Raw genomic sequence first — 13,874 nt, forward strand, 5'->3', positions numbered from 1 at the left:
GCTGACATTGTGCGCAGTGCCGAAATTGAGGGCAAATATGCCCCCAATTCATTCAAAGTCGGGCGGCACCGTTCCCGAAGTCACTCCGGGGACAAAGCCACCTCATCACTGCCGAACTTGAGCGTTCTCTGCACATAATGCTTTAACACGGGATAGGGTTGCCAACTTCTGGCCACAAGTCGAGGGACGATACGTCTATATAGGGCGGGGTTTGGCAGCAAGATCGACTGCACGGGTCGTTCAAAATGGAAGGACCGCCCACGCGCCGGGGCTGCATAGTCGGTCGATTATCAATTGCCGGCCAAGCCCTTAGGTGGCGCATAGGGTCGGCGTGTCGGCTGACTCTTAGACAGAATTAAGGGGTGGTGCATGGCCGAAATGGTGACGATGGCAGACGTTCTGGCAGCCCGCCGGCGCATTGGTCCGCTCGTGCATCGCACCGCGCTGACACCGAGCCTGTCGCTGTCCGAAGCGAGCGGGCAGACGATCCTGCTCAAAAACGAGCAGCAGCAATTGACTGGCAGCTTCAAGCTGCGGGGTGCGACCAACGCAGTGCTTTCGCTTTCCGATGAGGAGCGCAGGCGGGGCGTTACCGCAGCCTCGACCGGAAATCATGGCCGTGCGCTTTCCCATGCCGCCAAGGCTGCGGGGACGCGCGCAGTGATCTGCATGTCGGCTCTGGTGCCCGCCAACAAGGTCGAGGCGATCAGGGCGCTGGGGGCTGAAGCGCGAATCGTGGGCAGGAGCCAGGACGATGCGCAGGTCGAGGTGGACCGGCTGGTCGCCGAGGAAGGCCTTATCGACGTCCCGCCGTTCGATCGGGTCGAAGTGATCGCCGGGCAGGGCACACTGGGGCTGGAAATTTTAGAGGATGCGCCCGAACTCGACGCGGTGCTGGTGCCGCTTTCGGGCGGCGGGTTGATCGCGGGCGTGGCGCTGGCGATCAAGACGCTTTCGCCCAGGACGCGGGTGGTCGGGGTGTGCATGGAGCGCGGAGCGGCCATGGTTGCCTGCCTTGCAGCAGGCCAGCCGGTCGAGGTGGAAGAACTCGAAACGCTTGCGGATTCGCTGGGGGGCGGGATCGGGCTGTCCAATCGCTACACCTTTTCGATGGTGCGCGATCTGGTCGATGAAACCATCGTCCTGACCGAAAAGGAAATCGCCGAGGCGATTGCGCATGGGTATTTCAAGGAGCGCGAGGTGCTCGAAGGCGCGGCAGCCGTGGGGATCGGGGCGATCCTTTCGGGCAAGTTCGTGCCCAAAGGCCCGACCGCGCTGGTGCTGTCGGGCAAAAATATCGACATGGGCGTTCACGGCCAGATCATAGCGGGCACGCACACGGCGTTGAGTGAGGCTGCGTGATGGCTGACGTTCAGATTCTCACCGAAACCGATCTGAAAAAGCTCGTGCCGCTCGATCTCGGGGCCGTCCAATGTGTCGAGGATGCGTTTGCGGCGCTGGCGGGCGGCAAGGTGGTGATGCCGCCTATCCTCAGGCTCGATATCGCCGAAGCCAATGGCGAGGTGGATGTGAAAACCGCCTATGTGCCGGGGCTCGAGAGCTTTGCCATCAAGATGAGCCCGGGCTTTTTCGACAATCCCAAAATCGGGCTGGCTTCGACAAATGGACTGATGGTGGTTTTGTCGGCAAAGACGGGGCTGCTCGAAGCGCTGCTGCTCGACAACGGGTATCTGACCGATGTGCGCACGGCAGCGGCGGGGGCCGTGGCGGCCAGACATCTTTCGCGTGAGGATTCGGAAAGCGCCGCGATCATCGGGGCCGGCATGCAGGCCAAACTGCAGCTCGAAGCGCTGGCTCTGGTGCGGCCGATCAAGAAGGCCGTGATCTGGGCGCGCGACCGGGGCAAGGCCGAGGACCTGGCGCGGCACGCTTCGCAGAAACTGAAGATCGCCGCCATTGTGGCCAGCAGCCCGGAGGCTGCGGTGCACGGTGCCGATATCGTGGTCACGACGACCCCGGCCACCGAACCGCTGATCATGGCCGACTGGATCAAAGCCGGTCAGCATGTGACCGCCATGGGATCGGACGCCGAGCACAAGAACGAAATCGATCCCGCTCTGGTGACAAAAGCCGACCTCTATGTCGCCGACCGGTTGAGCCAGACGCGGCTTTTGGGGGAATTGCACCACGCCATAAAGACCGGGCTGGTGGATGAGCAGGACAGCTTTGCCGAACTGGGCGCTGTGATCGCCGGGACGGCAACGGGCCGGACATCTCAAGCGCAGATCACCTTCGCCGATCTCACCGGCACCGGGGTTCAGGATACGGCGATTGCCACCCTGGCCCGAACCCGCGCGCTGACCAGCGGCGCGGGCACACTCTTTCAGACCTGATTGTCGGGTCTTTTTCTGGAGCGCCAAGGCAAAATGCCCAATACCCGCCTGCCTTTTACCCTGCCCGAATATTACGAGCGCCTGGAGGCCGTCCGCCGGTCGATGCAGACGCAGGGCATCGACGTTCTGATCGTCACCAATCCCTCCAACATGCACTGGCTGACCGGCTATGACGGGTGGAGCTTTTACGTGCATCAGGCGGTGATCGTTTCGCTCACCGACGAGCCATTGTGGTGGGGGCGGCCCATGGATGCGGTGGGGGCCGAAAAAACCACCTGGCTGGCAACGGACTCGATCTATTTCTATCCCGACGATTTCGTCCAGAACCCCGAAAAGCACGCCTATGTGCATCTGTGCGGCGTGCTCAAGGACAAGGGCTGGGACCAGCGCCGGATTGGCGTGGAAATGGACAATTATTATTTCACCGCCTCCTGCCTTGAGACGCTGCGGGCCGAAATCCCCGATGTCGCAATTGTCGATGCCACTTCGGTGGTCACCTGGCAGCGTTCGGTCAAATCGGAAGCCGAGATCGAATATATGCGCCGCGCGGCACGAATCGTTGAAGCGATGCATGCGCGTATTCGCGAGGTGACGCGGCCCGGTCTGCGCAAGAACGAGCTGGTCGCGGAAATCTATCACGCCTCGCTGGTTGGCGCGGATGGCTATGGGGGGGACTATTCGGCGATCGTTCCGCTCACGCCCTCGGGGCGCGATGCGGCGGCGGCACATCTGACCTGGGACGATCGCGAGATGGTCAAGGGCGAAGGCACGTTTTTCGAGATTGCCGGGTGTTACAAGCGCTATCACTGCCCGATTTCGCGCACCGGCTATCTGGGCAAGCCGCCCAAGGACATGCTCAAGGCGCAGGAAGCGGTGCTCGAAGGCATGGAAGCGGGCATGGCGGTGGCAAAACCCGGCTATACGTGCGGGGAAATCGCCGATGCGTTTTTCGGTGTGCTCAAGAAATACGGCGTCGAGAAAACCTCGCGCACCGGCTATTCGGTGGGGCTGTCCTATCCGCCCGATTGGGGCGAGCACACGATGAGCATCCGTCCGGGCGACCCCTCGATCCTGCGCGCCAACATGGTGTTCCATTTCATGCCGGCCATCTGGACCCCCGACTGGGGGCTGGAGATCACCGAAACCATGCGGATTACTGACGAGGGCGGGCCGGAGTGCCTAGCCAATGTGCCGCGCGAGATGTTTGTGAAGAACTAGAAAGGGCAAGGCCCCTCGCCCCGACCCTCTCCCCAGAGGGGAATGGCCCTAACCAGATATTGTGGAGTTTGATTCTTGGCCCATAGACTGCTCGGTGAAACGCTCGAAATCCTCGCGGACCTGATCGGCTTTGAGTCGGTGTCGGCGGACAGCAATCTCGAGATGATCGCCTATATCAACCACCGGCTCGACCAGATCGGCACGCGCACCTATCTGACGCTGAACGAGACGGGCAACAAGGCCAACCTTTTTGCAACGCTGGGCCCGCCCGAGGCCGATGGCGGGATCGTTCTGTCGGGGCACACCGATGTGGTGCCGGTGGAAGGGCAGGACTGGAGTTCGGACCCGTTCACCGCAACGCTGCGCAACCGAAAGATCTACGGGCGCGGGGCGTGCGACATGAAGGGGTTCATCGCCTGCACGCTGGCTTTTGCCCCCTATTTCCAGGAAATCGGATTAAAGCGCCCCATCCATCTGGCCTTTACCTATGACGAGGAGGTGGGGTGCCTTGGCGCACATGTGATGCTCAAGGAACTCAAGGCGACCGGCCGCAAGCCTTCGCTGTGCATCGTGGGCGAACCGACCATGATGAAGATCGTCGAGGGCAACAAGGGGTGCTGCGAATACACCACCCATTTTACCGGGCTCGAGGGCCATGGCTCGATGCCCGACCGGGGGGTCAATGCCGTCGAATATGCCGTGCAGTATGTAACCAAGCTGCTCGAAATCGGCGGCGCGCTGAAATCGCGCGCGCCGGAGGGCAGCCGGTTCGAACCGCCCTGGTCGACAATTCAGATCGGTAAAATGGCCGGCGGCATCGCGCGCAACATCATCCCCGGGCAGTGTTCGGTGGAGTGGGAGTTGCGGCACGTCAATTCGGGCGATTTTGCCTTCACCCATGAGCAGATCACCGGCTTTGTCGAGGATGTTCTGCTGCCCAAAATGGTCGATATCCATCCCGACGCGGCGGTCATCACCGAAACCATCGGGGAAGTGGCCGGGCTCGAACCAATGACCAAATCGGAGGCCGTGGCACTGGTGCGGGCGCTGACCGGCAATGAGGATCCTGCCGAATGCGTGGCGTTTTCGACCGAGGCGGGCCTGTTTCAGGAGATGGGCATCGATACGGTGATCTGCGGGCCAGGCTCGATCGAACAGGCGCACAAGCCCGACGAATTCGTCGAGCTCGACCAGCTTTCAGCGTGTCTGGAGATGATCGAGGGGCTGGAAAAGCACCAGTAGGCCGGGAAGCCCCCTCAACCCGGACCTTCGATCCGGCCTCCCGCAGGGAGAGGTGAGAAAGCGGCTGACGGTGGGGGAGATAGCGAGGGGTGGTGCATTTGCGCTCTGCCGTCATCCCGGGCCGAGACCCGGGATCCAGTAAGCGGCAGCTTGGCGGCTCCATCGCACGCGTTGGGGTACTGGCCCCCGGGTCAAGCCCGGGGTGACGGTGGCGGGGTTATAGAGCTAGAGCATACCGCTGGCGCTCAGGAGCGCTACCGGAACGCCGGAATGACCTCGCGGCCATAGCGGGCGATGATGTCTTCTTCCTCGCCACTGTCGAGATAGATGTTGAACTGGGTAACGCCCGCCGCTTCGAGATCGCGGATCTTTGCGATGTGGTCTTCGGGCTCGCCGAGCACGCAGAAGCTTTCAACGATGTCGTCGGTGATGAAATCGAGATAGGGGTTATCGGACTGGCCGTGCTTGGAATAGTCATAGCCACGCCGCGCTTCGATATATGAGGTGAGGCTGGCGGGGACCTTGTCGCTGTCGGCGCCGTATTTCTCGACGATATCGGCCACGTGATTGCCCACCATGGCGGGGAACCATTTGGTGGCTTCGATGGCTTTTGTCTTGTCCCCGAAATAGGCGGGCGCAGCGGCCATTGAGCGATAGCTGCTCATATCCCGTCCCGCGGCCTTGCCTGCGGCGATGCACTGGTCGGTGAACCATTTGCACAGGCCCGGTTCTGCGATCTGGAGCACGACGCCATCGGCGCTTTCCCCAGCGGTTTTGAGCGCCAAAGGCCCATAGGCAGCGATCCAGGAGGGTATATCGTGGCCCACGGCCCAGGGAAACTGGACGGGGTTGGGCACATCGCCATACATTACCTCTTCGCCGCGCACCATGGCGCGGGTCTTGGCGATGAATTCGGCTACGCGTTTGAGCGTTGCGGGCTTGTGGCCCATCACCCGGCGCGAGGAATCCCCTCGGCCGACGGCCAGATCGAAGCGCCCGCCGCTCTGTTTGGCCAATGAGCCGAACAGCGAAGCGGCGACGGACCAGTCACGCACGTCGGGATTGGTGACCAGCGGCCCGAACCGCATGGATTTGGTCCATTCCATTCCCATGGCCATGGCCGGATACGGATCGCGCCAGAGGATGTGGGAGTCGTAGAACCAGCAATAGGTGAAACCGGCATATTCGGCGGCTTGAATCAGATAGCGCGCCCTGTCGTGATCGACGAAACCCTTGAAGGTGATCCCGAATTCCATTGTCCCTACCCTTTCAGAACCGGCACCCCGCATTTGCCGTGCGGGAATATTTTGACCAGACGATCAAATTTTTAGACGGGGCGCAAGAGGAATTCGTCACGGCCCATAGGCGATCATCGGGCGGCCAGAGGCCGGGTTGGGCACTATGGTGGCGGCGACGCCATAGACGCGGGCGAGAAACGCGGAATCGATGACCGTTTCGGGCGTGCCCTGTGCCACCACCCTGCCCCGATCGAGCGCCACGACGTGATCGAACCAGGCGGCGGTCAGGTTGAGATCGTGCATGGTGACGAGGATGGTGAGCCCTTCACGGGCAAGGGCGCGCAGGATTTCCATGACGGCGATCTGGGCCGAAAGGTCGAGATGGTTGGTGGGTTCGTCGAGCAGTAGCAGGCGCGGGGATTGGGCGAGGGCGCGGGCAATGTGCACACGCTGCTGTTCACCACCGGACAGGGTGGAAAAGCGCCGCGTTGCGAACTCGGCGACCCCGGCCCGGGCCATGGCGCGGGCGGCGATCTCCTCGTCGCCGCTCTGGCTGTCGGCGGCCCACAGGCCCTGATGGGGCAGGCGGCCGAGCATCACCACGTCATGAACGTCAATGGGCTGGTCGGTGCCGGCGGTCTGTTCGACCAGGGCGGCGACGCGGGCGCGCTCCCGGCGCCGCAGGGCGTGAAAATCGGCACCCGCGAATTCGATATGGGCGCGCGCGCCCGGCTCGAAACCGAGGATCACCCGTAGCAGCGAGGATTTGCCGGCGCCATTGGGGCCGATCAGCGCGTTGAGACGGCCTGGCTGGAGGGCAAAGGATACATCATCGAGGATGGTCTTGCCCTCGAGGGTGAGACTGGCGCTTTGAATGGCAAGGCTCATGTGGCCCGCCTGTTGCGCAAGAGGATAAGGAAGAAGGCCGGGGCGCCGATCATGGCGGTGACGATGCCGACAGGCAGCTCGCGCGGGTCGAAGAGGGTGCGGGACGCCGTATCGGTCCACACCATGAAAACGGCCCCGGCCAAAGCCGCGAGCGGGAGCAGATGGTGGTGGCGTCCGCCGGCGACGAGCCGCACCGCGTGGGGCAGGATCAAGCCGACAAAGCCGATGGCGCCCGAAATCGCAACGAGAACGCCGGTCAGAAGCGCGGTACCGCCCAGCATGACCCAGCGGGTTCTTTCGACATCGATGCCCAGCGCGCGGGCGGCGGTATCGCCGAAGACGAATCCGTCGAGGATACGGCCCGAGGCGATCAATGGCGCGCCCACGGCGGCCAGCGCCACAAGCGCCAAACCTGTATCGGACCAGCGGGCGCCGGCCAGCGAGCCCATCAGCCAGGACAGAATTTCGCGGTAGGAATCCCCGGTCGCCGTCCAGAAGATCAGAAACGAGGTGAGCGCGGAGGCGAGCGCGGAAACAGCCAGCCCGGCGAGGATGGCGCGCGACGCGGTGATGGCGCCGAGCGAGCGGGCCAGCCCCAGCGTCAGTCCCATGGCGACCAGGGCACCGATGAAGGCGCCGACCGGCAGGAGCAGCGTCGCGCCGATCAGCATCATGGAAACGGCACCCACCGAGGCACCGGACGAAAGGCCGAGGAGGTAGGGATCGGCCAATGGGTTGCGCGTCAGAGCCTGCATGACGGCACCGCAAATGGCCAGCCCGGCACCCACGGCAGCGGCAGCGAGGACGCGCGGCAGGCGCAATTCCCAGACGATCCCCTCGCGCAGGCGCGAGACCGGGTTTTCGGCAATAAGACCGAGTTTGTGGGCGATCACCGCCCAGACTTCACCGGGGGAAATATCGGCAGGGCCGATGGTGACGGCGATGACGAGGGAAGCACAAAGCAGTAGTGCCAGCCCCGCCAGCCCGGCCTGAAACTTCAGCCGCCGCAGGGCGGCGGGCGTGAGGGCGGACAGGCCGAGCGGGGCGGCGACCATTAGAGAGCTTTCCTTCGACTGTTCCCAACCCGCCGCGCTGCCCCGGACCTGATCCGGGGTCCAGCAGCGCCAATCGAAACTCCAGCGCCCGAGGCTGGCTCACATGGGCCCCGGCTTTCGCCGGGGAAGCGAAGGAGGGGAGTCATGGGTTCAGATCCAGCCCCTGAAGTTGCCGGGCCAGATCGGCGGTGGCGGGGATGGAGCGTATGCCCGGTTCGGCGGCGGGGAACGGGATGATGATGTAGCGCTCGTTCTGGACGGCGCTCAGGTTCGCGGTCGCCGGATTGTCGTTGAGGAGGGTGATCTTCTGGGTGACCGAATTCCATGCGGCGTCGACAAGGATCATCACGTCGGGGTCCTCGTCGACAATGGCTTCCCAACTGGCAGAGGTCCAGGTGTCTTCCACATCGGCAAAGATGTTGGCGATGCCCAGCGCCTCCATGGTCATTTGCGGGCCGCCCAGGCCGGCGCCGACATAGGGGGTGGAGGTGGCCGAGGAATACCAGACGCCGGTCAGGTTTGAGGTTGGCTTGATCTCTTCGAGCATTGTGCGCTGCTCGGCGACAAGTTGGGCGGCGCGGTCCTCGACATCGAAAATGGCGCCCATTTCAACGATCTGGTCGAACACATCCTCGAACGAGAGCTTTTCGGGGGTACCTTCCGAGCGACAGGCGGTGGGGGCGACATAGGTGGCAACGCCGAGCGCGTGCAGGCTGTCGCGCGTCCCTGCCGCATCGGCGGCAAAGCTCGATTCCCAGCCGCCATAGACAAAATCGGGCTCGGCTTCGAGCACCACTTCCTGGGAGGGAACGCGATCGGCAAGGACGGTCAATTGGGTGTCCGGCGCCCATTGGTCGGGGACCGGGCCGTCCTGAAAGCCGACGCCGAAGATTTTGTCGCCAAGTCCCAAAGCCAGAAGCAGTTCGGTGGCGGTGGACTTGATGGTGACGACCCGTTCGGGCGGGGCATCGAAGGTTACCGTGGTGCCGCAGTTTTCGATGGTCAGGGGGTAGTCGGTGGCGAGGGCGGGGGTTGAGAGGGCCGCGGCGAACAAGAGACCGGAAAGTGCCGCAATGGCCATGGCCCCTCGTTCCTGCCAGAGAAGCGAAGGACGAAAAGTCGTGCCACGCCCCCAGCTTGTCACCCCGGCCTTGAGCCGGGGTCCAGACAACGGCAGCGTTTGCGATTTTGCCGGGGCGCTGCCGTTTACTGGACCCCGGGTCGAGCCCGGGATGACGGTGGTGTTTGGGGCAAAGGACGTGACACCGCTCATTTTACCTTTTCCTTTTTGCCCGCCATCTCGTGGATGGCCGCGTCGTAGCCCTGCTTGTAAGCCTCGGTCGACCCGAAGCGGAACATGTCGTCTTCGCCCAGCCGGGCCAGGGTCTTGGCGCCGGGGCTGTCGAGATCGATGACCAGCTTTGCCAGGCCCCGCGCTACCGCGACGGGCATGCGCGAGGCCTTGCCCTTGACCAGATCGGCCGCGGCGGCGAGCTCGTCGGCAAGCACGGTGACCGTTACGTTCAATGGCCGGCCATTGGCATCGACGCCACCGCGCAGATCATCGACCAGTTGCACGCCGGCTGCGCCTATGGCGGCGTCGGTCTGGCCGACGCGCCAGGGGCGACCGAGGGTATCGGTAATGATGAGGCCGAGCCTCTTGCCGGTCTTTTCGCGCAGGGCGCCGCAGAGCGCCCGGGCAGAAGCGTCGGGGTCGCGCGGCAGGCGCAGAGCGAGGCCATCGGGGACGTTTGAGGTGTCGAGCCCGGCGGCGGCCATCACCAGGCCTTGCCGGGTTTCGACAATTCTGGTGATCCCACCGGGATGGGCGCGCTCGGCGACGATGCGGACCGTATCTTCCTCGATGGCCATATCGCGCGCCGCGATAGGCACCTGCATGCCTTCGGCCTTGGAGACGATTTTGGAGGTGACGATCAGGATATCGCCATCGGCCAGCGCAGCGTCCGGATCGGAGGTGGCCATTGTGTCGATGGCGTTCGAAATCAGCGCCACCAGATCGTCACCTGGCCCGATTTCGGGGATGCCCTCGATGCCCCAGAGTGTCAGACGATCGGCCATCAGCGCTTCTTGAGTTTGGGCAGCACTTTTTCGGCGAAGACGTCGATCCATTCGCGCTGGTTGCGGCCCACATTGTGGAGATAAATGCGGTCGAAGCCGAAATCGGCAAACTTCTGGATGTGTTCGAGGTGCTCTTCGGGATCGGGCGAAATCACCATTCTTCCCTTGAAATCCTCGGGCCGGACCAGCTTGGCCATCTGCTCGAAATCGAAAGGAGAACGGATATCGGCCTTGGGGAATTTCATGCCGCCATTGGGCCATTCGGTCATGGCGTTGGCCAGTGCTTCTTCGTAGGTCTCGGCCCAGCTCAAATGGAGCTGGAGCACCTTGGGCATGGCGTCGGGGTCCTTGCCGGCCTCACGGGCGCCCTCGGAAAATTTTTCAAACAGCATCTCGATCTTGCCGAGTGGAGCGCCGACCGTGATGATGCCATCGGCAAATTTTCCGGTCTTTTTGGCGTTGAGCGGTCCGGCGGTTGCCACGAGAATTTCGGGCGCGGTTTCAGGCATGGTCCACAGCCTTGTGGATTCCATACGATAATAATCGCCCTTGTGTTTGGTGTCCTTGCCGGCAGCCGAGTTCTCGAACAGCTTCTTGATGATCTGGACGGCCTCGAACATGCGGGCGGAACGTTCGCCCACATCGGGCCAATACTGGGCGAGGAAACTTTCGTTGAGGGCCTCGCCTGCCCCTACCCCGAGCCAGTGGCGATTGGGATACATGGCGGCAAGGGTCGCCGAAGCCTGCGCCACCATGGCAGGGTGCCAGCGGAACGTGGGGGTGGTGACGCCGGGGCCCATATCGCCCCTGGTGCGCTCGCCGATGGCGGTCAGAACATTCCAGACGAAGGCCGACTGGCCCTGCTGGGGCACCCAGGGCTGGAAATGGTCGGCAGCCATGGCGCCGTTAAAGCCCCTTTGCTCGGCATATTCGGTCAGTTCCACGCAATCGCGCGGATGGAACTGCTCGAGCATCACCGCATAGCCGATCAACCCTTCGGGTCCGGATTTGAAAACGGACATCGACGCGACTCCCCTTGGCTTTGCGATCAGTCAATCACAAAGGATAAAGGAGCAACAGAGGGGATTTTGACCTTTTGGTAAAATTTTCTCCGTGGCATACGGCCTTATTCGTGGAAGGCTCCGACCTTGCGCATCTCGCCGAGCATACAGGCATCGGCCACCAGTTGCAGCGGGGCAATATCGACGTCGCTTTTGCCCTGCGCCAGAAGTGCGGCGAAATGGGCGTAGATGCCGTCATATTCGGTATCGTCGGCGGCCAGTTGGGTATCACCATCGATGCGCAGCACAGCGCCGCCGCTGGAGAGTTCGAGCAGCCCGGCATCGGTTCGGACGGTGATATCCCAGGTTTGCGGGCCTTCCTGGCGCCAGTCGAAATCTGCGGTGACCAGATGGCCGGTGACCGCAATAAAATCGATCTTCGCAGCGATGGGGGTCTGGCGGTTTTCCGGGACTTCAAGCACCGCGCCGGTCACCAGAACGGGTGCGGGGAGCATGTGGCTGAGGATCGAGAGCGCATTGATGCCGGGATCGAAGACACCCATGCCGCCGGGCTCCCAGATCCAGTCCTGACCGGGATGCCAGCGGCGCACATCCTCGCGCCAGACGATATCGACGCTTTTTATGGTCTTGTCGGCCAGCCAGGTGCGGGCCGGTTCAACGCCCTGTGCGTAGCGCGAGTGCCAGGTGGCAAACAGGGTAACCCCGTGCTTTGCTGCCAGATTTTTGAGCCATTCGACTTCGGCCACCGTGGCACCGGGCGGTTTTTCCAGCAGAACATGCCGGCCGGCGCGGATGGCGGCCTCAGCGTATTGACGGCGCACCTGTGGCGGCGTGCACAGAGCGACGGTGCCGATATCGGGGCGGGCCGCGAGCATGTCATCGAGCGCTTGGAAATGGTCGACGCTTTCAAGCTCCGCATTGCGCGAGACAATGGCGGCCAGTTCGAAATCGGGATTTTTGGCAATCGAGGGCAAATGCTGGTCGCGGGCGATCTTGCCCAGACCGACAATGGCAATCTTGTGGGTCATCAATGGGAATCCTTGCCCACCGCACTGCCGCGCGCGCCTTTGAGAAAATCGAAATCGGCGCCGGTATGGGCCTGATCGACGTGATCGAGGAACATCTTTGCGTAACCCGATTGCGGCTGATCGGGCAGCGGGCTCCAATCGGCCAGCCGGGCGGCGATCTCGGTCTCGGGGACATCGAGATGGATGGTGCGATTGGGCACGTCGATGGAAATCATGTCGCCATTGCGGACGGCTGCCAGCGGACCGCCCACCGCTGCCTCGGGGGAGGTGTGCAGGATCACCGTGCCATAGGCGGTGCCCGACATGCGGGCGTCGGAAATGCGCACCATATCCTTTATGCCCTTGCGCAACACCTTTGGCGGCAGGCCCATGTTGCCCACTTCGGCCATGCCGGGATAGCCCTTGGGGCCGCAATTTTTGAGCACCATGACGCAGGTCTCGTCGATATCGAGCGCCTCGTCGTTGATCTTTGCCTTGTAGTCGTCGATGTCCTCGAACACCACGGCGCGGCCGGTATGAACCATCAGGTGCGGGCTGGCGGCCGAAGGTTTGAGCACACAGCCATTGGGCGCAAGATTGCCCTTCAAAACCGCGATGCCACCATGGCTGGTGAGAGCCTTGTCGACCGGCCGGATCACGTCCTCGTTCCAGTTGCGGGCGCCGGCGACTTCCTCGCCCATGGTGCGCCCGGAAACGGTCAGCGCATCGCCATGGAGCTTTTTTCCGTCGAGCAGGGATTTGAGCACTACGGGCAGGCCACCGGCGTAGAAGAATTCTTCCATCAAATATTTGCCCGAGGGCATCAGATTGACGATTGTTGGGATATCGCGGCCCAGCCGGTCCCAATCGTCGAGCCCGATATCGATCCCGACACGCCCGGCCAGGGCCAGCAGATGGACCACGGCGTTGGTCGAACCGCCAATGGCGCCATTGGTCATCATCGCATTTTCGAACGCTTCGCGGGTGAGGATATCGGAAGGTTTGAGGTCGTCTTTCACCATATCGACGATACGGCGGCCGGTGAGTTGCGCCATAACCCGGCGGCGGCTGTCGACGGCGGGGATTGCCGCATTGCCCGAAAGCGCCATGCCCAGTGCCTCGGCCATAGAAGCCATGGTGGAGGCAGTGCCCATGGTGTTGCACGAGCCCGAGGACCGGCTCATGGCCTGTTCGGCTTCGAGGAAATCCTCCTGGCTCATTTCGCCGGCCTTGATCGCTTCGCTCATCTGCCACAGCGCGGTGCCCGAGCCGACCCGCTCGCCCCGGAACCAGCCATTGAGCATGGGGCCGCCGGTGACAACGATCGAGGGAATGTCGGTGGAGGCCGCGCCCATCAGAAGCGATGGGGTGGTCTTGTCGCAACCGACCAGCAGGACGGCGCCATCGATGGGCTGGCCGCGCATCACCTCTTCCACCGCCATGGCGGCGAGGTTGCGATACATCATGGCCGTGGGGCGGAAGGTGTTTTCCGAGGCCGAGAACACCGGCACCTCCAGAGGAAAGCCGCCAGCTTCCCAGACGCCGGCCTTTACCTTTTCGGCCAGTTCACGCAGATGCCCGTTGCAGGGGGTGAGATCGGACCAGGTGTTTAAGATCCCGATGACCGGGCGGCCGTCGAACAGATCGTGGGGATAGCCCTGATTTTTGAGCCACCCGCGGTGGTAGATCGTATCGCGCGAGGTGCCGCCATACCATTCCTGCGAGCGCAGCTTGCGCGGCCATTGGGCCTTTTCAAATGCCATTCCCTGCC

Annotated in this window: 12 protein-coding genes; 4 read left to right on the forward strand and 8 right to left on the reverse strand. The window is 62.9% G+C overall.

Features of this window, described 5'->3' with window-relative positions; all coding sequences use genetic code 11:
* The first annotated feature begins 369 nt into the window (after positions 1-369).
* The 4 genes from eutB to argE all read left to right on the forward strand — a co-directional run bounded on the left by eutB (position 370) and on the right by argE (position 4,814).
* Positions 370-1,362: a hydroxyectoine utilization dehydratase EutB gene (eutB, locus tag V6617_RS15335; protein WP_338607787.1), complete on the forward strand. Its 993-nt coding sequence runs from the start codon at positions 370-372 to the stop codon at positions 1,360-1,362.
* Positions 1,362-2,354 carry an ectoine utilization protein EutC gene (eutC, locus tag V6617_RS15340; protein WP_338607788.1) on the forward strand — a complete coding sequence of 331 codons (993 nt, stop codon included), beginning with the start codon at positions 1,362-1,364 and terminating at the stop codon, positions 2,352-2,354. Before eutB ends, eutC begins: the two co-directional genes overlap by 1 nt.
* A gap of 33 nt (positions 2,355-2,387) precedes the next feature.
* Positions 2,388-3,572, forward strand: coding sequence for a M24 family metallopeptidase (locus V6617_RS15345; RefSeq protein WP_338607789.1), 1,185 nt, complete (start codon positions 2,388-2,390; stop codon positions 3,570-3,572).
* 75 nt (positions 3,573-3,647) lie between these two features.
* Positions 3,648-4,814 carry an acetylornithine deacetylase gene (argE, locus tag V6617_RS15350; RefSeq protein ID WP_338607790.1) on the forward strand — a complete coding sequence of 389 codons (1,167 nt, stop codon included), beginning with the start codon at positions 3,648-3,650 and terminating at the stop codon, positions 4,812-4,814.
* 254 nt (positions 4,815-5,068) lie between these two features.
* Here the strand turns inward: argE and V6617_RS15355 are convergent, their stop codons facing one another.
* The 8 genes from V6617_RS15355 to araD form a co-directional block, all read right to left on the reverse strand.
* Positions 5,069-6,070, reverse strand: coding sequence for a TIGR03842 family LLM class F420-dependent oxidoreductase (locus V6617_RS15355; RefSeq protein ID WP_338607791.1), 1,002 nt, complete (start codon positions 6,068-6,070; stop codon positions 5,069-5,071).
* A gap of 96 nt (positions 6,071-6,166) precedes the next feature.
* Complete coding sequence (locus V6617_RS15360) at positions 6,167-6,940, reverse strand: ABC transporter ATP-binding protein (RefSeq protein ID WP_338607792.1); 774 nt, start codon at positions 6,938-6,940, stop codon at positions 6,167-6,169.
* The gene (locus V6617_RS15365) at positions 6,937-7,995 is read right to left on the reverse strand and encodes a putative F420-0 ABC transporter permease subunit (protein ID WP_338607793.1); all 1,059 of its coding nucleotides are present in this window, start codon (positions 7,993-7,995) and stop codon (positions 6,937-6,939) included. Before V6617_RS15365 ends, V6617_RS15360 begins: the two co-directional genes overlap by 4 nt.
* A gap of 142 nt (positions 7,996-8,137) precedes the next feature.
* A complete protein-coding gene (locus V6617_RS15370) occupies positions 8,138-9,076 on the reverse strand; it encodes a putative F420-0 ABC transporter substrate-binding protein (protein WP_338607794.1) in 939 nt (312 codons plus the stop codon).
* Positions 9,077-9,264: 188 nt separating this feature from the next.
* Positions 9,265-10,074, reverse strand: a complete 810-nt coding sequence (gene cofE, locus V6617_RS15375) for a coenzyme F420-0:L-glutamate ligase (RefSeq protein WP_338607795.1) — start codon at positions 10,072-10,074, stop codon at positions 9,265-9,267.
* Positions 10,074-11,096: a TIGR03557 family F420-dependent LLM class oxidoreductase gene (locus V6617_RS15380; RefSeq protein WP_338607796.1), complete on the reverse strand. Its 1,023-nt coding sequence runs from the start codon at positions 11,094-11,096 to the stop codon at positions 10,074-10,076. The genes cofE and V6617_RS15380 overlap by 1 nt, the downstream gene beginning before the upstream one ends.
* A gap of 104 nt (positions 11,097-11,200) precedes the next feature.
* Positions 11,201-12,124, reverse strand: a complete 924-nt coding sequence (locus V6617_RS15385; protein ID WP_338607797.1) for a Gfo/Idh/MocA family oxidoreductase — start codon at positions 12,122-12,124, stop codon at positions 11,201-11,203.
* Complete coding sequence (gene araD, locus V6617_RS15390; RefSeq protein WP_338607798.1) at positions 12,124-13,866, reverse strand: L-arabinonate dehydratase; 1,743 nt, start codon at positions 13,864-13,866, stop codon at positions 12,124-12,126. The genes V6617_RS15385 and araD overlap by 1 nt, the downstream gene beginning before the upstream one ends.
* Positions 13,867-13,874 lie beyond the last annotated feature (8 nt).

This window comes from Pelagibacterium nitratireducens, from assembly GCF_037044555.1.
Classification (GTDB): domain Bacteria; phylum Pseudomonadota; class Alphaproteobacteria; order Rhizobiales; family Devosiaceae; genus Pelagibacterium; species Pelagibacterium nitratireducens.